The sequence below is a fragment of the Lujinxingia litoralis genome (genome assembly GCF_003260125.1).
In the GTDB taxonomy this organism is placed as follows: domain Bacteria; phylum Myxococcota_A; class Bradymonadia; order Bradymonadales; family Bradymonadaceae; genus Lujinxingia; species Lujinxingia litoralis.
In genome coordinates this window covers 118,048-145,025 of sequence record NZ_QHKO01000009.1, presented here as the reverse complement: position 1 = coordinate 145,025, position 26,978 = coordinate 118,048, and the positions used below count along the sequence as shown (strand labels likewise).

At 64.7% G+C, this 26,978-nt stretch carries 14 protein-coding genes; 7 read left to right on the top strand and 7 right to left on the bottom strand.

The window, feature by feature from the left end; genetic code table 11:
• Positions 1-753: 753 nt before the first annotated feature.
• On the bottom strand, positions 754-2,520 hold the full coding sequence (locus DL240_RS16430) for a hypothetical protein (protein ID WP_111730985.1): 1,767 nt from the start codon (positions 2,518-2,520) through the stop codon (positions 754-756).
• A 390-nt stretch (positions 2,521-2,910) separates the two neighbouring features.
• Here DL240_RS16430 and DL240_RS16425 point away from each other — a divergent pair, with 390 nt between their 5' ends.
• The 4 genes from DL240_RS16425 to DL240_RS16410 all read left to right on the top strand — a co-directional run bounded on the left by DL240_RS16425 (position 2,911) and on the right by DL240_RS16410 (position 11,285).
• Positions 2,911-4,887, top strand: a complete 1,977-nt coding sequence (locus DL240_RS16425; RefSeq protein ID WP_111730984.1) for a BCCT family transporter — start codon at positions 2,911-2,913, stop codon at positions 4,885-4,887.
• Between the two features lie 920 nt (positions 4,888-5,807).
• Entirely contained in the window at positions 5,808-8,192 is a 2,385-nt protein-coding gene (locus DL240_RS16420; protein ID WP_146618362.1) for a hypothetical protein, read from the top strand.
• Between the two features lie 196 nt (positions 8,193-8,388).
• Complete coding sequence (locus DL240_RS16415) at positions 8,389-9,747, top strand: serpin family protein (RefSeq protein WP_111730982.1); 1,359 nt, start codon at positions 8,389-8,391, stop codon at positions 9,745-9,747.
• Between the two features lie 614 nt (positions 9,748-10,361).
• Positions 10,362-11,285: a hypothetical protein gene (locus DL240_RS16410; protein WP_111730981.1), complete on the top strand. Its 924-nt coding sequence runs from the start codon at positions 10,362-10,364 to the stop codon at positions 11,283-11,285.
• Between the two features lie 1,041 nt (positions 11,286-12,326).
• Here the strand turns inward: DL240_RS16410 and DL240_RS16405 are convergent.
• Positions 12,327-14,822 (bottom strand): DNA internalization-related competence protein ComEC/Rec2, encoded by a 2,496-nt coding sequence (locus DL240_RS16405; RefSeq protein ID WP_111730980.1) that lies wholly within the window; start codon positions 14,820-14,822, stop codon positions 12,327-12,329.
• A 653-nt stretch (positions 14,823-15,475) separates the two neighbouring features.
• Here DL240_RS16405 and secA point away from each other — a divergent pair.
• The 3 genes from secA to DL240_RS16390 all read left to right on the top strand — a co-directional run bounded on the left by secA (position 15,476) and on the right by DL240_RS16390 (position 19,738).
• Complete coding sequence (secA, locus tag DL240_RS16400; RefSeq protein WP_111730979.1) at positions 15,476-18,274, top strand: preprotein translocase subunit SecA; 2,799 nt, start codon at positions 15,476-15,478, stop codon at positions 18,272-18,274.
• A 78-nt stretch (positions 18,275-18,352) separates the two neighbouring features.
• Positions 18,353-18,715 carry a dihydroneopterin aldolase gene (gene folB / locus DL240_RS16395; protein ID WP_111730978.1) on the top strand — a complete coding sequence of 121 codons (363 nt, stop codon included), beginning with the start codon at positions 18,353-18,355 and terminating at the stop codon, positions 18,713-18,715.
• Positions 18,716-18,832: 117 nt separating this feature from the next.
• On the top strand, positions 18,833-19,738 hold the full coding sequence (locus DL240_RS16390) for a site-2 protease family protein (protein WP_146618360.1): 906 nt from the start codon (positions 18,833-18,835) through the stop codon (positions 19,736-19,738).
• 69 nt (positions 19,739-19,807) lie between these two features.
• Here DL240_RS16390 and DL240_RS16385 read toward each other — a convergent pair whose 3' ends face one another.
• The 5 genes from DL240_RS16385 to DL240_RS16365 all read right to left on the bottom strand — a co-directional run bounded on the left by DL240_RS16385 (position 19,808) and on the right by DL240_RS16365 (position 26,973).
• Entirely contained in the window at positions 19,808-22,117 is a 2,310-nt protein-coding gene (locus tag DL240_RS16385) for a hybrid sensor histidine kinase/response regulator (protein ID WP_111730976.1), read from the bottom strand.
• Positions 22,114-24,033, bottom strand: a complete 1,920-nt coding sequence (locus DL240_RS16380; protein ID WP_111730975.1) for a methyl-accepting chemotaxis protein — start codon at positions 24,031-24,033, stop codon at positions 22,114-22,116. The genes DL240_RS16385 and DL240_RS16380 overlap by 4 nt, the downstream gene beginning before the upstream one ends.
• Before the next feature lie 33 nt (positions 24,034-24,066).
• The gene (locus tag DL240_RS16375) at positions 24,067-24,441 is read right to left on the bottom strand and encodes a hypothetical protein (RefSeq protein ID WP_111730974.1); all 375 of its coding nucleotides are present in this window, start codon (positions 24,439-24,441) and stop codon (positions 24,067-24,069) included.
• On the bottom strand, positions 24,438-24,998 hold the full coding sequence (locus tag DL240_RS16370) for a chemotaxis protein CheW (RefSeq protein WP_111730973.1): 561 nt from the start codon (positions 24,996-24,998) through the stop codon (positions 24,438-24,440). The genes DL240_RS16375 and DL240_RS16370 overlap by 4 nt, the downstream gene beginning before the upstream one ends.
• A 94-nt stretch (positions 24,999-25,092) precedes the next feature.
• A complete protein-coding gene (locus DL240_RS16365) occupies positions 25,093-26,973 on the bottom strand; it encodes a hypothetical protein (RefSeq protein ID WP_111730972.1) in 1,881 nt (626 codons plus the stop codon).
• Positions 26,974-26,978: the final 5 nt, after the last annotated feature.

Here is a 26,978-nt window from a genome sequence, read left to right as displayed (position 1 = left end):
TGGGGCTGGCGGTGGGGTGTCGGGTCGGCTGGGAGGGTCGGTGATTTTGGGAAAAGCACTTCGACCCTCAGCGAAACCGGTCAGCGACCGGCGTGGGGGGGAGGTGAGTGTGACAGGATGGCACATGTTCACCGGTTTAGGGGGAGGTAAGTGTGACAGGTTGGCGCAAGTGGACCGGTTTAGGGGGGAGGTGAGTGTGACAGGATGGCACACAAGGACCGGTTTAGGGGGAGGTGAGGGCGAGGAAAATGGGTGGAGGACCGGTTTAGGGGGGAGGTCAGGAGGGTGGGAGCGGGAAAGACCGACCGAGAGAAGAACCAGGAGCAGTGTTTACGACGAAAAAACCGACCGAGAGAAGGACCAGGAGCAGTGTTTATGCGGGTGGGGGCGATTTTGCTGAAAAGATGCTCAGGTCGTTTTTTGCGCTTCACGAGAGCCCCCGAAGTGAATCGGGCATTGAACGTTCGACTGAGGGAAGACGCCCCTTCCTCGCCGCTCACCGCACCTCGTCATCACCTCCCTCCTACTCCCCCCCAAACTCCACACTGCCCGCCACCACCTCCATCGGGAAAGACCGACCGAGAGAAGGACCAGGAGCAGTGTTTATGCGGGTGGGGGCGCTTTTGCTGAAAAGATGCTCAGGTTGTTTTTTGCGCTTCACGAGAGCCTCCGAAGTGAATCGGGCATTGATCGTTCGACTGAGGGAAGACGCCCCTTCCTCGCCACTCACCGCACCTCGTCATCACCTCCCTCCTACTCCCCCCCAAACTCCACACTGCCCCCCACCACCCCCATCGCTCGCGCTCCCACTTCCAGGATCGCGGCGCCGGCCGGGTAGAGGTTCAGGTCGAGCACGGCGCCGTGCTTAAGCGCATCCATGCGGGCGGAGGTCTCCTCGACGTCACTGGGGATGTAATCGTGGTAGTCCGCGAGGTGGTCCAGAAAGCCCGTGACTTCGCCGCGGGCGAACACCGCGTTGAGGTGGTCGGCGGAGGCGAAGGGAGCGCCCAGGGGGGAGGTCTTGGGGGAGAGGGGCGGGGCGGCGCGTTGGCCGCGGAGGTAGGCGGCGACCTCGTTTTCGCTGAGCGCGTTGGTGGCGAAGATGAGGAGCTGGCCGTGGCGGTAGATGGTGATGGGGAGGAGGGCGTGTTTGACCAGGGTGATATCGGGGGCGTCAGTGCCGTCGCTCTGGCGCAGCGGGCGCTCTTTGAGGTTGATGAAGGGGCGTTCGCTGATGAGGCGGAGCATGCGGGTGTGCAGCGCCTCGAGTTTTTGGGCGTCGACGAACTGGATGATGGCCAGGGCGCGCAGCTCTTTGAGGGCGGTCATGAAGCCCAGAATACCCTCGACGGGTTCGTCGCCGCGGTAGACAAAAAGGCCCAGCTGGCCGCTGAGGTTGTCGATGAGGTCTTCTTTGATGTCGAGGTGGTAGTCGGTGATTTCGCGCACCGACTCAAAGAGCTCGTCGAGGCGCCGGCGGTCTTCCTCGGTGAGATCTTCGCGGCTGTACCGCCAGAGGTCGTCGGGGCGCATCGAGGTGCGGGCGGCGAGCAGGGTCTCGTCGGTGGCGAAGCGGGCCCAGGGGAGGGTGTGTTCGGCGACGGAGAGGGGGGAGGTGCCGGCTTCACCAGATGCTGACGTATTGGCGCCTATCCAGAGACGCCAGCGCAGGATGTCGTTTTGGATGCTCAGGGTGGTGCCGATGCCGGTCGTTTCTTTAAAAAATGCGTCGAAGGCCTCGGTGCCCTCCTCGGGGACAAAGGCGGACCACAGGGAGTTCCTGGCGAGCGCGGGGGTGGCCGGGAGAAAGAGTCCGAAGAGGCTTTGGGCCAGGGCTTCTTTCTCAAAATGTTGGTAGGCGGCGAGTTTGGAGAGGGGGGCGTCGCCGGGTCCCTTGAGGAAGTTTGCGAGGATGGTGGTGGGGATGCGCTCGGCGTTGGGGTCCGCCAGGTTGGCGGTGGAGGTGGCGCAGGCCGAGCCTTTGCGGTGCGTCCAGGCGAAGGACTCGCCATAGGCGTGGATGGTGTGATCTGCGACGCGTTCTTCGCGGTGGCCGGCGGCGGGGGAGGGCTCGAGGGCGGGGCCGACGGTGTCGATCATAAAGACGTCGAATTTCGGGGCGTCGCTGACCGGGGCGCAGAGGATGGGGGCGCCCTGGACCATGCCGCCGAAGAGCGCGCCGTCGAGCTTGAGGCCGCGGGCGGCCCAGGCCTCGGGGTCGGTGGGGTCGAAGGAGGCGTGTTCGGTGAAGGAGGCCGCGAGTTCTTGGAGGCGGACCTGCTGGCGGCGCCGGGTGGGGACGTCGAGGGCCTCGGAGTTGAGGGAGGCGTCGATGGCGAGGAGCGCCTGGCCGAGGTTGGGGACGACAAACGCGGCTTCGGTGTCGGCCGGAAAGTAGCTGGCGAGTTTAGCGGCACCCGAGTTGGATTTGCAGCCGGAGTCACAGCCGAAGGCGGTGAGGAGGGTCAGCGCGGTGAGGAGGGTGAGGAGTGAAGAGGTCGGGGAGGTTGGCATGTGCATACGTCAGATCCGCCGATTGAGTTGGCGCCGAAATTAGAAGCCCCGGGTCCGGCAGGAGGCCGGTGATATGGGAAGGGATGGCGAGCGTAGAGGGCCCCATTCTGACCTGCAAGCGGGGATCGATGGGGGAGGAAGGCCGCTCCAGACAAACTGTCCGCCCGGTTTCTGGGGCTGGAGGGTCCGGGCTCGCCGCTGCGGACATTGCTTCTGGGATAAATCCCCTATCTCCCTTAGGTTTTGGGCCTCGGGGCTCGGTGCGGGCGAGCCTGACGACGTGGACGAAGGGACTTACGAGAACATCCCGGCGAGGCTTCGTCGTCTCGGCACACCCGCGTGAACAGTGACCTGGCCCCTGCGTTGGCGTTTTCTTTTCGGAGTAACAAAGTCGTTATGAGCAAACTGACCCTCAACCGCCCGGTCTCGATAGGTTCCCTGGCACTCATCGCAATGTTCCTTCTCATTGGTGTGGTCGCTCCAGAAGCAGCGGAGCGAACCTTTAACGTCATTCAATCCGAAATCCTGAGCCGCTTTGGCTGGTTTTATATCCTTTCCGTCACGTTCTTTTTGGTGTTTGTACTCCACCTGGGGCTGAGTCGTTTTGGTAAGATAAAGTTGGGGCCTGACGATAGCGTGCCCGATTTTCCTTTTCTGTCCTGGGTGGCCATGCTCTTTGCCGCCGGGATGGGCATTGGGCTGATGTTTTTTGCTGTCGGCGAACCGCTTACCCACTTTGCCTTACCTCCCGAGGCTGCTCCTTTTTCGGTGGCCGCGCAGCGGGAAGCGATGACCGCCACGTTCGTTCATTGGGGGATCCACGCCTGGGCCATCTATGCGGTGGTCGGTCTCTCGCTGGGCTACTTTAGCTATCGCTACAATCTCCCGCTGACCATTCGCTCCGGGCTCTATCCGATCTTTAAAGAGCGCATCGAGGGGGCTATCGGCAATCTGGTCGATATTTTTGCGATTGTGGGCACCCTCTTTGGCATCGCGACCTCCCTGGGATTTGGCGTTCTCCAGATCAACTCGGGCCTCCATGTGCTGGTCGGGATACCCGTATCCATTTTTGTCCAGGTCGCCCTGATCGCCTCGATCACAGCGGTGGCCACGCTATCGGTGGTCACCGGTCTCGGTCGGGGAGTGCGCCGGTTAAGTGAGCTCAACCTGATCCTGGCCGTGAGCCTGATGATCTTTGTGCTTACCCTGGGGCCCACGTCTCATCTGATGAATGCCTTTGTGCAGAATCTGGGCATTTATCTCGATCAGTTTTTGCGCAAATCGCTCAATATCTATGCGTATGAACCCCGGAAGTGGATCAACTCCTGGACGCTTTTTTACTGGGCCTGGTGGATTTCCTGGTCTCCCTTTGTCGGGATGTTTTTGGCGCGGGTGTCCCGGGGGCGCACGGTTCGCGAATTCGTGTTTGCGATTCTCTTCATTCCGGCAGGATTCACGTTTCTGTGGATGACCGTCTTTGGCAATTCCGCCATCCTCATCGATCGTACAGAAGCGCAGGGAGCGCTCTCCCGGGCGGTGCTGGAAGACGTCTCCGTGGGGTTGTTTCGGTTCTTTGAATACCTGCCCTTTTCCACGGTTACGGCGACCCTTGCGGTGGCGCTGATCGTCGTCTTCTTCGTGACCTCCTCGGACTCCGGAGCGCTGGTCGTCGATACGATCGCCGCCGGCGGAGAAACGAACACCTGGAAGGGGCAGCGGATCTTTTGGTGTGCCTTAGCCGGGCTCATCGCTGCGATCTTGCTCTACACCGGGGGGCTCGCCGCGCTGCAGGCCGCAACGATCGCCGGGGCCTTGCCCTTTGCCATTGTGATGATCCTGCTGTGCTGGGGGCTCTACCGAGGCATGAGCGCGGATCTGGCGAGCGAAAAGAGCACCCGCAACATCCCCCTGGCGACTCCCGGGGTGGGGCTCACCTGGCAGCGCCGTCTCAGCAGGCTCCTGTCGACGCCGACCCCCAAAGAGGTCGATGGCTATATCTATGACACCGTTGTCGTCGCCCTGCGGGAGCTGGCCGACGAGTTTATGAGTCAGGGATACGCTGCCCGCTTTGTCGCCGATGACGAGGAGCCGGGGGTTCGCCTGATCGTCCCGGCCCATGAGATTCGCGACTTTATCTACGGCGTTCAGCACTCCAGCCGGCGCCTCCCCTCCTTCACGGTCGACACCCTGGTGCAGGGCGAGTTGCTGCACGAAGCGCGAACCTTCTTCAGCGACGGCAGTCAGGGCTACGATGTCATGGGGATGTCGAAGGCACAGATCATTGCCGATGTGTTGATTCAGTTTGAACGCTATCAGGCGCAGGTCCAGTCCCCGAAGACGTCGCTCTATGTGAGCGCTCCGGAACACCGGTGAGTGTCGCCGGGTAGGGTGCCGCGCTCCCCGGTTTTGGGGGAGCGTGGCTGTTCCGGGGGGAGCTCGGTGAGGGAGGTTGCCGAGTGGGGGAGGTTGCCGAGAGAAGGACCATATCCACATCTTGACCGCGCAGGGTCAGCGGAAGGGTGGCCGCCTGGATCGCGGTCATCTGCCGGTACCCGAGCTGGTCGAGGGTCTCCAGCCAGTGCGCTTCGATGGGGAGGGTGGCGAAGGACGCGGTGTCGGGCGCGTCAAGATCGGTCGAGCGGGAAGTGCTCAAAGGATGGGTTCGGGGGTGGGAAGGAAAGGAAGTCTAACCTGGGCGCACCATGAAGGTTTTAGACAAGGCGGTCAAACGTGGCCCGGAGAACCAACGAAAGAATGTGGGCGTAGCGCGGAGCGTGAACGACCTCGCCGGGCCGGCAGATCGGGAGTGAGGCGATGCGCCGCAGGTCTCAAACTCTTTGTTACAACCGTTGCAAATCAGGCGCATGGAGCTCGGTCGTTGAAGGTCCGAGGGATGGATGAAGTCGTTGCCTGGTGCGGTCCATCGCCACGAGGCGTGGTGCGCACACAGGGCCGTAGGGGCATGTTGGTGCTTATGAATTGGTGTTGTTCAAGAATGCTTGAACATCGATGAACATGACCGTGGGTCAGCTGAAGTTGTTGTGGCATGCGGTCGGTCGAGACATGTGTGGTCGTACGTGGAGCGTGAACATGAGTGCCAGGTTGAAACATGTTCAAGGGGTTGTGAACGAATCTGGAGGTGACCGTGGGGCGGTCGAAGTCGTTGCAGCGTGCGGGGAATCGCGACACGAAGTGTTGCAATCATCGCCTTGGAGGGGGAGTGCTTCCACTCTACCATCAGGGCAGTTCAAGACCTTGTGAACGGGGATGTTGGGTGATGTGGAGGAGGAGGCATGCGTGCGTGGATACGATGTGCGGTGAGGGTGGTGGTGCTGGCGTCTCTGGTGAGCGGGTGTGGAAGCGAGAGCACCGATGAGGCACGCCGGGGCACGGGAGATGTCGGCGTCGAGGAGGATGTCTCAGAAGCGCCGGATGACGGTGTGATGGATGGTGGTGAGCGTGACGCCAACAGTGATGGGGGAGACGTTGACGCTAGCGGCGACGACCCGCAGCGCCCCGGTGGGCTTGTGGCCGAGGTGTGGTCGGAGGCGCCGCTGGCGATCGATGACGCCCGGCGCGACGCGGCGCGCCGGGCGTACCAGGCGCTCGATAAAGACACCCTGGCCGATGGCTTCGATCCGGACGCTTTCTATGAGGTGTTTAACGAGTTCGCGCTCACGCATTTTGGTCCGTTCAACCAGCCACTGCTCGAAGCGAGCACGGGCGATGCGGTGAACTTTGTGGCGGGTGGCGCCTGGCATTACGCCTCGCGAAACTCGGCGACCATCGCCTTTGAGACCACCCGTCCTGTCATCGGCTGGGTGGAGTGGGGCACCTCGGCCGATGCGCTGGATGAGCGTACCGAGCCTTCGGAGCGACCGACCTTTTTGCAGATGCACCATCTTCGGGAGCTGCCGGCCGACACGACCATCTATGTTCGCTGGGTGGGCCGCGATGTCGCCGGCGAGACGATCGCCTCGGTGGTGCATGAACTTCAGACGGCCGATCCGGCGCCAGCCGGCGAGCTGATTGAGCTTCCGGGCAACCTGGAGGGGCCGCCTTATCGTCTCGAACAGAGTGGGGCGACCTACCTGCTTACCGAAGATTTGAGCGGAGCGCAGAGCGCGGTGGTGCAGATCGCGGCCAGCGACATCACGCTCGATCTCAATGGCCACACGATCACCTACGGTCAGGGGAGCATTGATGCCACCGACGCCGGGCATGCCGACCAGGCGGCAAGCGGCGTGTGGGTGCGCAGCAACGAGGTCAGCGGGGTGCGCGTGTTCAACGGGCGCATCATCGAGGGCGGTGTGGGCAACTCCGGCGCTTCATCCAGCGGGGGGCTTCATGCCGTCTACCTCTCCGGGGTGAGCGATGTGGAGCTTGCCGGGCTGGAGATCGCCTACCAGGCCGCCCAGATTCACGCCGTTCATCTTCGCTATCCCGAGAGTGAGGTGGAGGTTCATCACAACCGCCTTAAAGATCGGGGCTACGTGATCACCAACCGTCACGGCTCCGGCGGAGGGCGCCCGCTGCAGATCACGGACACCAACGCGAACCACGCCCGGCCTAACGCCTACGCGCTCCACCATAACCTGGTGCTGCGCACCCGTCAGAACGGGCTTCGCCAGGCCAATACCATCACCGACAACGAGATCTACGTCGACAGCTGGTCGACCAACTCCTTTGCCATTCAGCCGCACTCGGCGCCCGATACGGTGGCCGGGGAGGTGCTGCGCAACAAGGTGTTTATGAGCGGCTACCACTCCATCGCCGTGAGCTGGGCGCATCTGGATCTGGAGGTGGCTCAGAACCTGGTGCAGATGGAGGGCGTGAGCACCGAGAGCCGTCGCTACTTTGAGAGCTGGGGCGATATGGACTCGCTCAACGGCTTTCGCATCACCAACTACGGAGGCGGCGGGCAGGTGCGCCATAATCTGGCCTATCGCGACAACGTGATTGTGGGGCGCGCGCGGGGCGGAGGGATCATGCGGGGCACCGAGCTGTTTAGCGACGCCACCATCACCGAGACGCATTGCGACGGGAACCTCATCGACATCCGCGCGGTGGATGAGGTCACGCTTGATGCCGCTCCGGTTGTTACGCAGGGCGTGCATGATACCCGGCCCGCTCATGAGCCGACGTACTACATCGACAACCACCTGCGCTCGAATGTGGCGCTGGTGCGTTTTGGGGATTCGTACGGCCGGGGCAACCGCCATACCTTCATCAACCCGCGTTTTGAGAAGGTGGGAGACCACCCGGACTTTGCGACCTTCATCTTCGACGGGGGCTATGAGAGCTATGATCATCTGCTCATCGACCCGGTCTTTGAAGGGGGCGCGGCCGTCGATGATGTATGGTGGCGTCGGACCAGCAAGCGAAGCTATTACAGCGTGGCCTACACGCTGAGGTTGGAGGGGGAGGCCGGTGCGCCCGTGCAGATCGACGATGTCGACGGGGAGCGTGTCTTTGAGGGCCAACTCGATGAGGCAGGCCTGCTGGAGGTGCCCTTGATGCAGATGACGATCCGTCCGGCGGAGTGGGAGGAGGGCGCCGGCGGGGCGGTGGGGCAGGTGCGCGATCATCAAAAGATCGCGCACACCCCGCACCGCGTTCAGGTTGGCGAGGAGGTGCGGGAGGTGGTGATCGATTCTCGTAAAAACATGACGTTCTGACGAAGAAAGTCTCAGAAATTTGAGGCCGTCTCTGCGTGGAACCAGGGTTTTTGATCGTAGGGAGCTTAAAGTTTGCTGAAATTAAATTAAAAAGGCGCCCTTTCGGGCGCTCTTTTTACTCTGGCACGGGGGGTGCTGGGTGAGAGAACGTACACCTGAATGCGCGACTGATGCGCCCCAACGATGAGGACCTCGTATGATTCGATCTCTCTCTCGCAACCTGTTGACCGCCGGGCTGGCCATAAGTCTTGCGGCCTGCTCCCAACTCGACGAGCAACCCAACACCAGCCCCGAGCCGGAGGGGCCGGGTGATGTGGTACGCAGCGAGCTCAGCCGCATCATGGCTCCGGAGGTCGACGTATCGGTTCAGGAGCAGCTCGCTGCCGACAACCGTGACTTCGCGTTCAACCTCTTCGTGCAGCTGCGTGAGGAGGCGGAGGCCGGTGAGAACATTTTTGTCTCGCCGCACTCCATTTCGCTGGCGCTGGCAATGACCTACGGGGGAGCCGAAGCCAACACGAAGGCGGAGATGGCTGAGGTGCTGCGCTTTACGCTCCCGGATGAGGATCTGCACCCGGCGTTCAACCTGCTCGACCAGGAGCTGGCCAGCCGCTCGGAGTACGAGCCCTCCGAGGAGAGCGGCGGGGAGCCCCTGGTGCTCAACGTGGTCAATCAGACCTGGGGGCAGCAGGGCTTTAGTTTTGAGTCGGACTTCCTCGATCTGCTTGCGCTTCATTACGGCGCGGAGATGCGGCTTGTGGACTTCGCGGGCGCCACGGAAGCCATTCGTCGGGAGATCAATCAGTGGGTTGAAGATCAGACCAACGAACGTATCAAAGACCTTTTGTCCGACGTGGCGCTCAGCGCAGAGACTCGCCTGGTGCTGGTCAACGCGATTTATTTCTATGGCAGTTGGTTGAACGCGTTTAACGAAGATCTGACCGAAGACGCAGCGTTCACGTTGCTCGACGAAAGTCAGGTCAACGTGCCCATGATGAAGCAGGCGGCGGAGTTCGGGTTTTACGAAGACGAGAGCACGGTGGCGGCCTCGCTTCCCTACGTGGGCGATGAGGCGTCGATGATTCTGTGGATGCCCGCTGATGCCAGCGCCGATTTCGAGGCGTGGGAGCAGGCGATGGCCCGCGAAGACTTCGATGCGATGGCAGCAGCTGTGCGAGGCACACGGGATGGCGAGGTCTTCCTGCCGCGCTTTGAGAGTGAGGGCGACTACTCTCTGGTCGGTCCCTTGAAGGAGCTGGGAATGGAGGATGCCTTCGAATTCTGCGAGGCGGATTTTGGTGGCATCAACGGCTCGGAGCCCTGCATCCCGGGGAGCTCGCTCTCCATCTCGGAGATTCTGCACAAGAGCTTTGTGAGCGTCGACGAGGAAGGCACCGAGGCGGCTGCGGCCACCGCGGTGATCATGGCGGGCACGGATTCCTCAATTCCGGAGAACCCGCCCAGCGTGCGCTTTGATCGCCCCTTCTACTACGCGGTCTACGACCACGGCACCTCGACGATCCTCTTTATGGGGCGGATGCTCGATCCGAGCTGATGTGTTTATAGCGCTGCCTTCACCCCGTCTTCTTCAGCAAGGGTTAAAGGTATGAATCGCCCGCTGTGGCCCGACGATTGAGCGGGGCCGCAGCGGGCTTTTTTTATGGAGGGGGAGAGGCGGCACCGCTGGAGTGTGGAATGACCGCAGCCAGGGGGTGGTGGTGCGCCGACCGGGAGGTTTCCGGACCGGGAGGTTTCCGACCGGGAGGTTTCCGACCCGAGAGAAGGACCATCTCCAGCATGTATGCGGGTAAACGCGAGTTTACTGTGCTCTTGGAGGTTTCCGACCGGGAGGTTTCCCAGAGGTTTCCGAGGTTACGAGGTTTCCGACCGAGAGAAGGACCATCTCCAGCAGGTATGCGGGTAAACGCGAGTTTACTGTGCTCTTGGAGGTTTCCGACCGGGAGGTTCGACCGGGAGGTTTCGGAGGTTTCCGACCGGGAGGTTTCGGAGGTTTCCGACCGAGAGAAGGACCATCTCTAGCAGGTATGCGGGTGAACGCGAGTTTGCTGTGCTCTTTCGCATAGATTCTCGCTCCTCCCAGGCAACGTTTCTCTCCAGCCGCCGATAATACTCCAGGCAGTATTCATCACCTTCGTCTGGAGACATGCAATGACTCGCCCCCGGCGGCACCTCAAGGATCAGGTTGTGATGCTGACTCGTCGCTGTTTTGAGCGACGTTTCTTTCTGCGCCCCGATACCACGATTAATGCCATTGCTGCGTATGAGTTCGCGCGTGCCGGGCAGCGTCATGGAGTTGCCATCCACGCGGTGATGGTAATGTCCAATCACCCACATCTCATCGTGACTGACGCCCGAGGTCGGCGCAGCGATTTCATGCGTGACGCGTTAAGCGGCATTGCTCGGGCGCGAAACGCGGATCTCGGCCGGCGAAGCTACTTCTGGGATGATAGACCCTATTGCGACACGGTGCTGCTGGAGCGCCAGGCTCAGGAGAGAAAGTTGCTCTACACCTGGCTTAACCCGGTGCGGGCCGGGCTTGTGGAGCGAGCTGAAGACTGGCCCGGATTCAAGATTCTGCCTCGTGACTGGGGAAAGCCTGTCAAGGTTCCCAGACCGGGGGCTTTCTACGGTAGGCGCTCCCCGGAGTTCATAGAATTCACGCCTCAACCTCCACCGGGATATGAGGATATGTCGTTGAGTGAGGTCCGCGCACATTTTGAGGGCCTTCTGAAAGAGGCGGAAGACGAGATTCGGGCCGAAAGACGCCGCTGTAAGAAGCGTCTGGTTGGCGTGAAGCGCGTGTTGGCCGTTCGCCCAACGAGTCACCCCTCCACACCGGCTCCGATGGGACAAATGAGTCCTCGCTTCGCGTCACAGGACCCGGCGATTCTGTCGGCTGCGATCGCGCGGGAACGGGCGTTTTTCAATGCCTATGCGCGGGAGCGAGAGCGATGGTTAAAAGGGAAAAAAGGAGTTGTGTTTCCGTGTGGCACAGTCTGGCTGCGGCGCAACGCTCCCGTTAAATGCCGCGCGCCTGATACTCATGAGGCCGGGCTGGCCGCCACGATGTAGCGCCTAAGCCACGTGATATCGGGGGGATTCTTAAAACGTGTCAAAGACGTGTTGGGCGCCGGGCTCTGTCTGCGCGGTCGGGCGCAGTGGCGTATTGGGCTCGTATGAGAGGTGTCCGGGGCAGTGCATGCAACGTATTGCTGGAAAAATCTGTGCGTTGCGGGGCTCGAACGTGCTGTTAGCCAAGAGTTCGCTGGCCATGCGGTGTATGGAGGGCTTGGGAGGGGTATATGAACTGGTAGTGCCGCATAAGCGCCGGCGTATGCGCTTCTCTCGGTCAGTTTCGGCACAGAGCTAGCGGGTCGGGATGTCCCGGAATTTCGCATAAACACTGGGCGATGCGCATCTCTCGGTCGGTTTTCCGCATCGGTCGGTTTTCGGTCGGTTTTCCGGGTAGTGCCGCATAAGCGCCGGCGTATGCGCTTCTCTCGGTCAGTTTCGGCACAGAGCTAGCGGGTCGGGATGTCCGGAACTCCGCATAAACACTGGGCGATGCGCATCTCTCGGTCGGTTTTCCAGGGGTATATGAACTGGTAGTGCCGCATAAGCGCCGGCGTATGCGCTTCTCTCGGTCAGTTTCGGCACAGAGCTAGCGGGTCGGGATGTCCGGAACTCCGCATAAACACTGGGCGATGCGCATCTCTCGGTCGGTTTTCCCGCATAAACACTGGACGATGCGCATCTCTCGGTCGGTTTTCCGGACGCGGATACACCCCGAGCTCGGCGCTGCTAATTGTGGCCGGTGCCCTTGGTCTGGTCATGCTGCGCCGTCGGCGTTGACATCACACCGTGGACGATGCGCATCTCTCGGTCGGTTTTTCAGGCGGATCTGGCGGGTCGGGATGTCCCGGAATTCCGCATAAACACTGGACGATGCGCATCTCTCGGTCGGTTTTTCAGGCGGATCTGGCGGGTCGGGATGTCCCGGAATTCCGCATAAACACTGGACGATGCGCATCTCTCGGTCGGTTTTCCCCGTCCGGTCGGGTTTTTTCGGGTTTTTTCGGTTGGTTTCGGTCTGCGGTCACTGTCGGTTTCGCTTCAACGTTGGTCCCAGGGCCAGCGGGTGGGAATGATTCGCAGGGTGCCGTCGTGCTCCACCTCCAACCGGGTGCTGCCGTGGTGGTCGGTGCGGAAGACCTGGATGTTGCGGGCTTGAAAGCGCTCCAGGACCTCGGTGTGAGGGTGGCCAAAGGGGCTGGGGCGGCCGACGGAGACCAGGGCAATGCGGGGTTGTAAGAGGTTTAGAAGCTCCGGGGAGGAGGAGGTGCGGGAGCCGTGGTGGCCGGCTTTGTAGACGACGGAGGGCAGGCTCAGCTCGGAGGCGCGGGAGAGGAGCCAGCGCTCCCCGGCCTCTTCGAGGTCGCCGGTCAGGGTGAGGGTGGCGCCGGCGTAGGTGAGGATGGCGACCAGGCTGCGGTCGTTCTCCGAGGGCATCTCGTCCGGTGGGGAGAGGAGGGTGAGGGTGGCGTGGCCGTCGCTAATGGTGAGGGTGGCGGGGAGCCGGGGAAGGTAGGCGCCCTGGAGAGCGGCCTGGTGGGCCAGGCGGTGAGTGGGAGCGTGGTCGGGGCGCTGGCGAGCGATGAAGATGCGGGGTTTAAAGGGGCGCATCAAGGCGTTGATGCCGCCGTAGTGGTCCAGGTCGGCGTGGGTGAGGATCAGGGCGTCGAGGTGGCGCACTCCCAGGGCGCGCAGGTAGGGGGCAACCCGTTGCAGCCCGGGGTCGGGGCCGTGGGGGCTGCCGCCGGCGTCGATGAGCAGGGTCTGACCGCCGGGCATCTCGATAAGCGTGGCGTCGCCCTGACCGACGTCGATCATGTGTACCTTGAGGGTGGGGGAGTCTACCAGATGGCCGTGGATCCACGTCGGGGTGGCGCCCAGGGCCCAGATCAGCAGGGCGATGAGGCAGGGCCGCAGGCGCAATCCTCCGGCCACGGCCAGGGCGCAGGCCACCCACATCGCGCCCCACTCCAGGGGGGAAGGCGTTCCCAGACGCAGCTCGTTGAGGGGCCAGTCGGCGACCTGGTGCAGCGCGTGGTGGAGGCCCAAAAAGAGGGAGCCCGCCAGGTTCAGAAGCACTCCGGCCACCGGCTCGTAGATCGAGGTGAGCAGCGCGCCGGCCACCATCAGCGGGAAGATCAGTGAGCCGACCAGCGGGATCACGATCAGGTTGGTCCAGAACCCGCTCACCGGCAGCTCCGCGCTCAGGGCGATAAGGGGGGGCAGCGTCGCCACCGACGCCGCGGTGGAGACGCCGACAAAGAGGCCGAGCGCGCGCAGCCGACGGCTGCGGCGGCTTTCCTGGTGGGCGTCGGGTCCCTGAGGGGGCCGCAGCCAGGCGGGACGCCCCTGATAGAAGAGCAGGATGCCGGCGGTGGCGGCCATCGAGAGTTGAAATCCCACCTCGACGAGCAGGTGAGGGCTGTGAATCAGGAGGGCGGCGGCCACGGTCCAGAGCACCGAGGTGGGTCGGAGCCGGCGAGCGATCAGGAGGGTCATTGAGGCCAGGGCAACCATTAAAAAGGCGCGCTGTGCGGAGATGGGCGCGCCGATGGCGACCAGGTAGGCCAGCAGGCAGAGGAGCGAGGGGACCACCAGCAGACGCTGGCGAGGGACCCAGCAATAGAGACGAGCCAGGGGATCGAGGAGGAGACGCAGTGCGAAGGTGATCAGCGCGGCGATGACGCCGAAATGCAGTCCGGAGATCGCCAGCACATGGCTGGTGGAGGTCTGATCGAAGGGGGCGCGAAACTCCGGGCGAATCAGTCCCCGGCTGGCGGTGAGCATGGCCCAGGTCACCGCCAGCGCGTCGCCCTGAAGGTGGGTGGCCACGCGGCGCTCCAGGGCCAGGCGGCGATCGCTTAAGGCGCGGGCCAGGCGCAGGGTGGGCGCCGGCTGCTGGGGCTCCTGGAGCTGCGGGGGCTCGCGCAGGGTCACCGAGGCCAGGTAGCTCCGTCGCTCCATGAGTTGGCGGGCCGGGCGCTCCCCGGGCCGGGAGCCCGGGGCAAAGCGGCGCAGGCGCGCCCAGGCCCGGAGGCGGTCGCCGGCCCGGGGCAGGGAGGCGCCCGCCGGGTGGTGGTCATGGGGGTAGAAGAGGCGCACCTTCGGGGGGCGCGCGGGCAGCAGGGCGTTGAGCGCGTCGACGTCACTGCCGAGCAGGCGCGCGTCGTAGGTGTAGCCCCGGGCCTGGGGCAGCGGCCCGGAGGTCAACTCCAGGTGCACTTCCAGTTCGTGGCGCTCTTCGCCGATCCAGTCCCGGGCCGGGGCGCGGGCCGCCCGCTCAGCCTGTTGATACGCAAAGCTCAGGCAGAGCAGGGTGGCCGCGGCCGCGGCCACGCCCAGGGGCAGTCGCCACGGAATCCGGGGGCTGAGCCAGGCTACGGCCAGGGCGCCGGGGGCCGGGAGAGCGGCCAGCACCAGGCACTCTCCGAGGGTCGGGTCGAGGGCAAGCAGGGCGGCGCTCATCAGCGCGGCCGCGGCGGCGGCCGCAGCGCTGAGGGAGGTGTGAGTGTGGATCCAGGCCCGGAGTCTGCGCATTGCCCCCGCTCCTTGACAGTGATTTGCGGGCTCTGATACCGGCCCGCGCTTTTGGCTTCGGCTCCTCTGTTGTCGGGGCCCGGGCCGCGGTGTTGCGTGATCACCTCATATTTCGGGGGCCTGGTGGCCTGTGGTCTGTGGGTTTTCCAGAGCTTCGGGGGGAGTTTCCCACAGCTCCTCCCCGGGTTTTCCACAGGCCTGTGAAGAGCCGGGGTTCCTGTCGGGAACTCCCCGTTGGGGGTGGTGTGTGTGGGTGTAAGGTGCTTGTTTTGTTGGTGTTTTGCGTTTTGATTGGGGCGACATGGCGCGGAGGTGGGGGCGATCGGCGAGCGATCTTCACAAGAATCTGGCGATCTGTGAAAAACTCTGTGGAAAACTCTGGGGAGAGGATCGCGATCCTCGTAGCGGCCTGATTCGGGGGCGTCTGTGGCGAGGAGATGCTCCCCCCAGGAGCGGCGTCTGCGTAGAGGGGATGGAATAGGAGGCGTAAGCCCGGCTGTTGTTGCCGCGAACACGCAGGGGCAGACCTTAGAGCGCAATGGCCCGGGATCGCGGGCGTTGGCGTGGTCGCGATTGTCTGCTATGCCATGCACCGATTATCGGACTGACGAAATTGCCCACGTGGCATCGCGCGCGAAGCGGAACTCATCCCTATGAAGAAGCTACTCACAAGTCTATTCGGGTCGGCCAACGAGCGTTACATCAAAGAGGCTCGTGCCAGGGTCGCGCAGATCAACAACCTGGAGTCGAAGTACGCGGCGATGGGTGAAGATGAGCTCAAGGGCCAGACCGGCGTGTTGCGCCAGCGTCTGGACCAGGGGGCCTCGCTCGATGAGCTGCTCTTCGACTCCTTTGCCGTGACCCGCGAGGCCGGTAAGCGCGCCCTGGGCATGCGCCACTACGATGTGCAGATGATCGGCTCGATGGTCATGCACGAGGGCAAGATCGCCGAGATGAAGACCGGTGAGGGTAAGACCCTGGTCGCCACGCTTGCGCTCTACCTCAACGCGCTCGAGGGCAAGGGTGCTCACCTGATCACGGTCAACGATTACCTGGCCCAGCGTGACGCGGCCTGGATGGGCAAGCTCTACAGCTACATGGGCATGAGCGTGGGCACGATCGTCAGCGATATGAGCGACGCGGCCCGCAAACGAGCCTACGCGGCCGACATCACCTACGGCACCAACAACGAGTTTGGGTTCGACTACCTGCGCGACAACATGAAGTTCCGCCTGGAGGATTACGTCCAGCGCCCGCTTCGCTTCGCGATCGTGGATGAGGTCGACTCCATTCTTATCGATGAGGCCCGTACCCCGCTGATCATCAGTGGGAAGGCCAACATGTCGACCGAGATGTACTTTGAGATCAACAAGATCGTGCCCTACCTCAAGCGCGACGAGGATTACCTGGTCGATGAGGAGCACCGCTCGGCCTCGCTGACCGACAGCGGGGTGGAGAAGGTCGAGGCGCGTCTGGGGATCGATAACCTCTACGATCCGGTGCACATTGAGACGGTGCACCACGTCAACAAGGCGCTCCAGGCGCACACCCTTTATAAGAAGGGCGAGCAGTACATCGTCGAGGATGGCGAGGTGAAGATCGTCGACGAGTTCACGGGTCGTAAGATGGAGGGGCGGCGTTGGTCGGATGGTCTCCACCAGGCGGTGGAGGCCAAGGAAGGCGTGGAGATCAAGGACGAGAACCAGACGCTCGCCACGGTCACCTTCCAGAACTACTTCCGCATGTACGACAAGCTCTCGGGCATGACCGGTACCGCCGAGACCGAGGCCGAGGAGTTCCACGAGATCTACGGTCTGGAGTGCGTGGTCATCCCCACCAACCGGCCGATCCAGCGTCTGGATCAGGAAGACGTGATCTACCGCAGCTACCGCGAGAAGTTTAACGCGATCGTCGAGCAGATCGTCGAGTGCAACAAGCGCGACCAGCCGGTGCTGGTGGGGACGACCTCGGTCGAGAAGAGTGAGGCGCTGGCTCAGGTACTCAAGCGCAAGGGCATCAAGCACGAGGTTCTCAACGCCAAGTATCACGAGCGCGAAGCCGAGATCGTGGCGCAGGCCGGTCGCAAGGGTCGGGTGACGATCGCCACCAACATGGCCGGTCGCGGTACCGACATTCTGTTGGGGGGCAACCCGGAGGCCATGGCCGACGATCTGGTCGGGGAGCCGGATGTGCCGGAGTTCACGCCGGAGAACGAGCGCGAGCAGTTCTTCACCCCGGAGTACAAGGAGACGCTGGCCCGCTTCAAAGAGCAGTGCGCCAAGGAGAAGCAGGAGGTCCTGGACAACGGGGGCCTCTTCATCATCGGGACCGAGCGTCACGAATCGCGGCGCATCGACAACCAGCTCCGCGGTCGCGCCGGCCGCCAGGGCGACCCGGGGGAGAGCCGCTTCTTCCTCTCGCTGGACGACGACCTCTTGCGTCTCTTCGGTGCCGATCGCATCGCCAAGATCATGGACACGCTCAAGATGGAAGAGGGCGTGCCGATTGAGCACCGCATGGTCACGCGCAGCATCGAGAACGCCCAGAAGAAGGTCGAGGGGCGTAACTTCGATATCCGCAAGAACGTGCTGGAGTACGACGACGTCATGGATACCCAGCGCAAGACCATCTACACGATGCGTCGCAACGTGCTGCAGGGCCACGACGAAGACGGGCGCGGGCTGCTGCCGATGACGCTGGATCTTTTTGAAGAGGTGGCGCTGGCGACGATCGAGACCTACGCCTCGCGTCAGGTGCGTCATGACGACTGGGATCTGGAGGGGCTCTCCATGGCGCTGGAGCAGGTCTTCAATATGGAGATCGACTTCAGCGACATCACCGGTCGCGACGCCATTGAGGCCCGGGTGTGGTCGCGCATCGAAGCGATGATTGGCACCAAGGAGGCGATGCTCGATGAGATCGCCAACCGGGTCAACGAGCGCCGCGAGCAGCTGCGTCAGGAGCAGGCTGCCGACACCTCGACGGAAGATGAGGACAAGGTCAGTGGTCGTCAGCTCTTTGAGGAGCAGATTCAGAACCGTTACCTGCGTGCCATCGACCGTTACTGGCGTCAGCACCTACAGGCCATGGAGCAGCTGCGCGATGGGATTGGCATGCGCGGCTACGCCCAGAAGGATCCCAAGCAGGAGTACAAGAAAGAGGGTTTCAACCTCTTTGTGGAGCTGATGATGAACATCAAGACGAACGTGGTGGAGTTCGTCTCGAAGTTCGAGGTGGAGCAGCCCGAGTCGCTGCAGCCTCGCCAGGCTCCGGCGGCCCAGGTGCCGAGCAAGATCGTGTTTAACCGCCCCGGGGTCAGCGGGGAGGCCGCCGCCCAGGAAGCCCGGCCCAAGCCGGAGCTTCCGCAGGTGGGACGAAACGATCCCTGTCCCTGCGGCAGCGGCAAGAAGTACAAGTCGTGCTGCATGCGCAAAGAGGCCGCCGCCAGCTAAGGCGCAGCGGAGGTGATGCGCGCGCCGGCGGCCGAGAGGTCGCCGGCGCGTTTGTTTTAAGCCTGTTACGAGGAAGCTATGCGAGTGTTCGCGCGCGGCATCGCGTTTGACGGCAAACACGGGGTCTACGAGGAGGAGCGCCGCGATGGCCGGCACTTCGAGGTCGATCTGGAGGTCGAGCTACGCGATGAGATGGCCGCCGACTCCGATGCGCTGGCGCAGACGCTGGACTACCGCCGCCTGGCCGAGATCGTGGTCGAGGTGGCCCGGGGGCCCAGCCGCCATCTGGTCGAGAAGTTGGCTGGCGAGATCGTGCGTTTGACGCTGGAGCGCCACCCGCAGGTGGAGGAGGCCACGGTGGAGGTGCGGAAGATCGCCCCGGATGTGGTGGGTTCTCCCCGGTGGGTCGGCGTGCGTCTATCTCGGCGGCGCGAGCGCTGAGCGACACCATTCCCTACGCTACGAGGTCCGTGAGCGATGTTTTTTGAGCAATCCGGTTTTCATCTGTTCACCTGGCGCAACATCAGAGTGTCGGCCTCGCCATGGTACGGGCTCTTGATGGCGATGCTTGTCGTCTTCCCGGCGTTCACCGGGGGCTCGGTGGTGGCGGGGCTGATGTGGGCGCTGGCGGTGACGATTTCGCTGCTGGTTCACGAGTTCGGTCACGCGTTGGTGGCGCAGCGCTACGGCCTGGGGCCCTCGGTGCTGCTGCACGGTTTTGGCGGGCTCTGCACGATGGAGCGGGAGGCCGACACCGACGGGCAGGACGCCAGAGTGGTGTTCGCCGGACCGGCCGCCGGCCTGCTCTTTGGGGGCCTGGTTTACCTGGTGACGCTCCTGGCCCCGACGCTGGTCTACAGCTCGGGGGTGATGGTGACCTTTGTCATCGCGCTGCTCTACGTGAACATCGTCTGGAGCCTGGTGAACCTGCTCGTGCCGATGTGGCCTCTCGACGGCGGGCAGCTCTTTCATCTGCTGCTTCGGCGCTTTAAAGACGAGGAGTACGCGCGGCGGACGACGCTGACGGTGAGCATTTTTGTGGCGATCCCGGCGGCGATCGTGGCCTTTTTGATGTTCCGGAGCCTGCTGATCGGGTTTTTCGCGGTGATGGTGGTGATGAACTGCATGACCATGCTGCAGAACGGTCAGTCGCTGGTGGGACGACGCAGCACGCGTAGCCAGTCCCGGGCCTCGGACTTTCATCAGGAGCTGCTGGTCGAGGCCGAGGCCGCCCTGGCCGATGAGGACTGGCGAGAGGCCTACCGCCTCTGCCACCAGATGCGGGCCTCGGGGACGATGCCCCAGAAGATGCTCGATCGGGTGTGGGGCATTCTGGGCGTCAGCGCTACCGAGATGGGGGAATGGGACGAGGCGCTGGGGTATCTGGAGCGTGCGCCGCGCTCTCCGGAGGCCGAGCGCGCGGCGGCGCGTTGTCGCGACGCATTGCGGATGCAGAGCGCCTGACCGACAAGGCCCGGCAGCGTGTGGCTGCCGGGCCTTTTTTCTTACAGAAAGGGGGAGGGGCCGGGCGGCCTAGAGGAAGCGGCGCACCGTTTCCAGGAGGGTTTTCTCCTGGAAGTCGAGTTTGACCAGGTAGCCATTGGCGCCCAGGCGCATCGCCCGCTCCTTATCGGCCGGTTCGCCCAGGGTGGTGAGGATCACCACCGGGAGGCGAGCAAACTCCTCGGAGGCGCGAATGCGCCGCAAGAGTTCCAGGCCGTCCATGGTGGGCATCTGCACGTCGGAGAGGACCAGGTCCACCCGGTGGCGGCCCAGCATCTCCAGGCCGTAATGGCCGTCGTCGGCCTCCAACACCCGGTAGCCTTCGGTGCGCAGAATCGAGGAGACGAGCGCGCGGGTAACCTCGCTGTCTTCGACCACCAGGATGGTGCGGATATCCAGCGCCCGGGTGCCCTGCACGGCGGTGAAGGAGCGTTCGCGGCGCGGCTTTTCGAGATCGAAGCGCGAGTCGTGTTCGCTGCGCTCCATCAGGTCGACGACGTTGAGCAGCGGCACCACATCGCCGGAGTCGGTCAGCGCGACGCCCCGGCACAGGCGTACCCCGGCCAGAAAGTCGCCCAGCGGGCGGCTGATGGCCTCGCGTTCGCCCAGGACCCGGTCAATCCAGACGGCGACGCGGCGGGCGCCCTTGCGTACCAGGAGCACGCTGAAGCGCTCCGGGGGCTGGCCGCGTTCGGCCAGCCCGAGTGCCGAGGTCCAGTCGAGGAGGGGGATGAGGCGTTCGCCGACCGGGACGCAGATCGCGCCGTGGACCCGGCGCAGCTCCTGGCGCTTGACGTCGATGACGCGCTCGACATCCTTGGCCGTCAGCGCGAAAGAGCGCTCGCCAAGGGTGAAGACCAGCACGGAGTTGACCGCGGTGGTCACCGGGAGGTGCAGCGTGAAGGTGGTGCCGCGGCCGACTTCGCTCTCGATCTCGATGAACCCGCCGATCTTGGAGATCTGGCGTCGGACCACGTCCATGCCGATGCCGCGGCCGCTGACATCGTTGACGGAGTCGCGGGTGGAGAAGCCGTTTTCGAAGATCAGCGCGATGGCCTCCTGGTCGGAGAGGCGCTCGGCGGCGTCGGGAGTAAGCAGGCCACGTTCGATAGCCCGGGTGCGGATGAAGGCCGGATCGATGCCGCGGCCGTCGTCGGAGAGGACCACGCGGATGGAGTCGCCGACGTACTCGGCGCTCAGTTCGATCTCGGCCTCGGGTTCTTTGCCGGCGCGGGCGCGTTCTTCGGGGGTTTCCAGGCCGTGGTCCACCGCGTTGCGGACCAGGTGGAGCAGGGGTTCGGAGAGGGCGGAGAGGATGGCGCGGTCGACTTCGACATGTCCAAAGGTGTCGATGAGGCGCACGCGTTTGCCCTGAGACTGGGCCAGATCGCGGACCGCGCGCGGGTAGTGACTCAGGACCTGGGCCAGGGGCACGTGGCGCATGTAGCGGGTCTGGTCGTCGATCTGGGAGGCGCGCACGTTGACCTGGTAGCTCTCTTCGCGCAGGGCGGTTTCGCAGGCATCGAGACGGTGGTTGAGGTTGCGCAGCGCCAGGGTGTGGCTCTTGGGAAGCTGCCCCTCCAGCTGCGAGAGCATCACCCGGAGGTCCTGGCGGATGGCGTGGAGCTCGCCGAGGCGGTAGCCCAGGCGTCGGCTCATCAGGAGCGCTTCGCCGGCGAGTTCTCCCAGGCGCTCGAGTTTCTCAACGTCGACCCGCAGGTTGGCGGTGGTCTGGATGCGCAAGGCGCCCGACTCCAGCTCGCGATCGTCGCCGGCGCCGATGCGCGTGCGGGTGGGCTGCGAGGGTTGGGAGGTCGCCACGGGCGCCGCAGTGGCGGGCGCGGGCGCGGCGCTCGCGGCGCGCGGTGGAGCGGCGACGGCGGGCTCGGGCGTCGGGGAGGAATCCACCTCAAGAGCTTCGGGAGCCACCGGCTCGGGAGAAGCGGTCGGGGGGGGGCCGCCTCCTTCGCGCAGGACACCGACGCGGTCGACAAAGCCCGAGAGGTCCAGGCGCTGGGTGGCGTTACCGGCTGATTTGGTCATCAGCGCGCGCATCAGATCGAGCCCCTCAAAGATTAGCTCCACCCGCACCGGGGCGGTGATCGCTGCGCCGGTGGGGTCGTCGAGCAAGAGGTGCTCGGTCTGGTGGGCGACCAGATTCACGTCGGCAAAGCCCATCATTTTGGCTTCGCCTTTGAGAGTGTGGATCTCCCTCAGGAGCTCCTCGACGGCGTCGGGGTCCTCGGGAGCGCGCTCCAGGGCGACCAGGACCGCGTTCATCCGCTCCAGGCGCTCCAGGGCCACCGAGCGAAACTTTTCAATCAGCGCGCCAAAGCTCATGAGGGCTCCGACTCCTGATCACCGGCGATCTGGCGAGCGATGCTGTCGAACTCCCGGGAGACATCGCTGGCCGGGCGCTCGGAGCTGGCGTCGGCGGGCGCATTCTGGGCCGCGTCGTCCTGCGGGTGGGCGGCCTGCTCCCGGGCCTGGAGCAGGTCCTGGAGCAGGGCGTCGTCTTCGGCCAGGGCCGCGGAGAACTCCACGGTCGGGGGCTCCGCCGAGGAGGTGGCGTCGGTGGCGGGGCGGCGAGGCGCGCCGAGGTCGGCGATCAGGTTGCCGTTGAAGCCCACCGGGGTGACGTGTTGGTTGCGCCCGGGGCGGCGCCGGGGGCGGGCCGTCTCAAATTCGGTGGAGCGGTCGGCTACCGGGAACTCAAGAGAGCGGTCGACCACCGCCGGGGGCGCGGGGTCTGTGGGGCGCTCCAGCGCGCTCACTGGTGAGGTGACCCGGCCCGGGACGGTGCCCGAGGCCTTGCGCCGGATGGTTGCCGCGGCGCGCGCGCTCTCGGCCTCGTCCTGGTGGACCCGGAACTTCTCGACGATGTGGCGCAACCCCTCCGAGGCCCGGTGCAGCTCGCGGGCGGCCGTGGTCACCTGGCGAGTGCCGGCGACGCCCTGGTTGATCAGGTGAGAGAGCTCGTCCATCGACTGGGTGACCTGCTCGGTGCCCGACTGCTGCTGCTGGGTGATCAGAGAGATCTTCAGTGAGGTCTCGGTGGTGCGCTCCGAGAGCCGGGAGCCCTCTTCGGTGGCCATGACGCTGGCCAGCGAGGATTCGCGGATGTCGCTGACCAGGAGTTTGATGTCGCTGACCGACTCTTTGATGTTTTCGGCCAGGCGGCGCATCTCGGCGGCGACCAGGGTAAAGCCCTTGCCGGCTTCGCCGGCGCGCATGCCTTCCAGGCTGGCGTTGAGCGCGAGCAGGTCGGAGCGGTCGGCGATGGCCTTGATGACCTCCAGAATCTCGGTGATGCGCACGGTATGCGATTTGAGCTCCCCGATGCGTTCGCCCACCGTGCGGTTGTTGGCCTGAGTCTTTTCGGCCGATTTGAAGACGGTCTGGGCGCTCTCGGCGATCTTTCTCGCCGAGGAGAGCAGCGTCTCCATGGTGCGCTGGGTCTCTTCGACGCCGGAGGCCTGGTGTGAGGCGGCGAGCTCCTGGTCGCGCAGCACCACCAGGATCTCTTCGGCAGCGGTGGAGACGTGCAGCGCGGTGGAGACGATGTCGCGCACCAGCTCATTGAGGCTGTTCACCATCTGGTTAAAGGCCGAGTTGAGGTCGCCCTGGCCCTCGGCGGTCGAGGAGGTCAGGTCGCCCTCGGCGATGTGATGGGCGCGGTCGGCGAGCTGGCGCAGGTTCTTGACCATGGCCCAGAAGGCGTCGCCGAGTTCCCCGGGGATGCGCTCGTCGAGGAGCGGGGAGTGCAGGTTATCCTGGCTGATGACACGGGCCTGAATGGTGAGCCGGCGCATCTGGTTGCTCAGGCTGGTGAAGCTCTCGCCGAGTTTGCCCGAGCCCCGTTGGGTGGGGAGATCGGCGTCGGCCAGGCGGCCCGAGCGCAGGATCTGGGATTCGAGCTCGATCACACCGATGCGCCCGGCGGCGAGTTCATCGGCCTGACGCGAGAGCGAATTGAGCTGTTCGAGCATCCGGTTGGTGCCGGAGGCCAGGCGCTGGAGCTCGCCACCGGCGTCGATCTCCAGGCGAGAGGCCCGCAGGTTGCCCTCGGCGACCGACTCGATGAGCGCGGTGATCTCGCTCAGGCTGGCGAGCGCGCGTCGGGTCACGCCAAAGGCCAGCGCGCCGGTGATCAGCATCAACGTCGCCGCGATGTAGAGGCCGTTGAAGGCCAGCATGCCCACCCCGACCAGGGTGAGCAGAGCGATGTAGAGGCCGATTTGTTTCCACAGAAGCATGGGGAGACCCGGTCTGGCGTGTACGCGCAAAGGTCAGTGAGACGAGGCGTTGTTGAGTGTATCGAGATCAAGGAGCCATACAACCTTCTCATCGAGCAGGGTGATGGCCGGATGGAGCACCGCCGGGAGGTGGCCTCGGAGCCACTGCGGCAGTGGCAGCAGGTCGGTGGGGCGCAGCGGAAAGGTGCCCAGCACCCGGCCCAGGTAGAGGGCCGAGGGTGGTCCGGGCAGGTTCAAAAGCCCGACCATACCGCTTTCGGTGGGGGTAAGCCCCAGGTGGGGGCGAGGGTCGAGCACGTTCATGGAGGCGGCCTCATGGGTCAGCACGCTGCTGACCAGCCCCAGCTCCACGCAGAGCGTGGCTGTGCCGCATTGAAAGAAAAGGGCGTCGAGGGCGTGGGTGTTCATCGGACCGCGGCGTCGTCGAGGAGGCGCTCGATGTCGAGGAGCACACAGAGTTCCTCGCCCAGGGGATGGATGCCGAGGGCATAACGCCGGGTGGCTCCTTTGACGGTGGTCGGCAGCGCGTCTTCGCGCAGCAGGTGTTCGGGCCACTCATCAAGGCCGGTGACCTCATCGACGTCGATGCCTACGGTGTAATGCGGGGTGTCCACGATCAGGGTGCGGCGGTTGGTGGCGATCAGGTGCGAGGAGGGCGACAGCGACTCCAGAAAGGCACTCAGATCGAGCACGCCCACCACCTGGCGGCGGAGCACGGCGATGCCGCGAATATGCGCCGGCGCACCGGGTAGCGGCGTGGTCTCCAGCTGGCCGACGATCTCGCGTACCGATTGGCCGTCGATCGCGAAGTTGTCTTCGCCGCAGCGGAAGCAGACCACCGGCACGGTGGCCACCTCCTCGACGGCCTGGTCCTGGAGATCGTTCCAGCCGAAGGGATCGAGGGCGTCTGCCTGCTCGACCAGGTCGGAGAAATCGGCGGGGTTGAAGGTGTCGTCGTGTGCCATGAGAGGCCGGGGAAAGGGGCCGTGGCGAATCTGGCCGGAGTGTCAGCGCCCAGCATAAGGTTGGGCGCGCGACCGGGCAAGGGTTGAGGCGGGGTTAATCGCCGCGGCGGGGCGCCGGAAGCCAGCAGACCAGGCTGTTCTCCAGCAGCTCGTAGAGGGGCTCGCAGAGTTCGGGGGTGAGCCAGCTCTCGGGGGCGTCGCCGGCCTGGAGGTGATCGAGGATTGAGCCGAACTCCGGCGACTCGACCACCAGGCGCAGCTGCCCGTCGACCAGGGCCGCGGCGACGTCCAGGCGCGTATCGTCGTGGCCTTCGGGCAGGGCCTGGCCAATGGTCCGGGTGATGAGGGAGGCGTCAAAGGCCGCGCGCCGCAGCGTGGCGTTGGGGCGCAGCCGGCCCTCCTGGGTGAGCAGCGCCTCGGGGTGTTCGGGCAGGGCCGCAAAGAGGGTGGCCTCCTCATCGTGGCGGGGCTCCTCGTTGGCGAAGGCCTCAAAGCGGGCCTGTTCGCTGAGCGGATGCTCGGGGCCGAGCTGGGCGACCAGCCAGCCGTGCAGGCGCCCGCTGAGGCGCCCCGGGGCTTCGAATCCCTCCCACTGCGTCAGGGCCAGGGCGCTGTCGAGGGGGTCGGTCAACATCGCAAAGGTCTGCGGCGCGGCGTCCTCGATGCCCTGGGCCAGTTGCATCGCTCCGGCCTGGGCGAAGACGTCGGCGTCGACGAAGCGGTAGCCAAAGCCCAGAAAACTCTCGGCGATGGGCTCCGGGAAGAGCTCGGCCACCTCCGAGAAGGTGCGGGCGCATTCGGCAAAGCCATCGAGCGCCTCCCCCATACGCTCCGGGCTCTCCAGGAGCGCGGCGCTGAGCTCGCCCAGGGCCTCCAGGTGGGGTTCCAGCGCGGCCTCGGCCTCCTGACCCTGCGAGCTCTCGGGGTCGAGCCACTCCAGCGCCAGGAGCACCCGGGCGGCGATGTCCTGGAGCTGGCGCCGGGTGCGCCCGGCCAGGTAGTGCTGCGGATCGAGCTCCAGCGTGCCGCAGACCAGATGTTGGGTGGCCTGCCCCACATTGAGCAGCAGCGCTTCGAGTGAGGAGAAGTAGTCGACCCCGTCGATGAGAAAGCGCTCCACCCAGGAGCCGGTCGACCAGGCGGTCACCCGGTTCCAGTGCGCGCGCATGTAGCCCACCGCGTCGCTGGAGGCGTCCAGGCGCCCGCGCGGGGTGGCGTGCAGACGCCCGGTGTTGATCTCCTGGGTGATGGCGGTCCACTCGCTCTCCAGATGCTCCAGCGCGTTGTGGGCCGCGCCCATCCCCAGGGCGTGCTGGCCCGGGCTGGCCGGGTCGAGCTCCCAGTAGGGCGTGGCCAGGGCCTCGCATCGGGGGCAGAGCTCCCGGTAGAGCAGGCGCCCCTGGTGCTCGGGGCAGCGCGGCCGGAAGATCTCGTCGAACCCATACCAGTGGATGATCGGCAGCAGCTCGTTGAGGCGCGCGCTGACGTAGAGCTCAAAGCGGGTCATCTGCGGGTGCCAGAAGAACCTGGAGGCGCCGTGCAAAAGCTCGTGCGCGCGCCACTTGCGACGGTGGTTGGGGTTGTAGGCCGGGAAGGGCGCGTCCTGAAAAAAGGAAAAGTACTTGGGCTCGGCCAGCACCCCGTCGCTCCACTGCGGGGTGGTGCCGGCCTGCCACACGGCGAGCTCCGGCTCCAGGTGCTCGGGCATGGGCTGACGCAGGCGCAGCTCGTGGTGGTAGAAGGCGCGCCCGTTCTGCGCGCCCAGCACCGCGGCGCGGGCGGTGAGCGGGGTGACCACCAGGTCGAGCTCCGGCGCGCCCATCACCTGGCCGAGGGCGCGCAGGCCCTCGGGCTCCCCGTCGGCGATCGTGGCGCTGAGGGCGTCGACCAGGGCCCGGGGCTCGGGCAACCACTGACGCGGGGAGGCGGTGGGATCCAGGGGAGCGGGGGCTTCGGGCAGCGTGAGACGGATCATGAGGG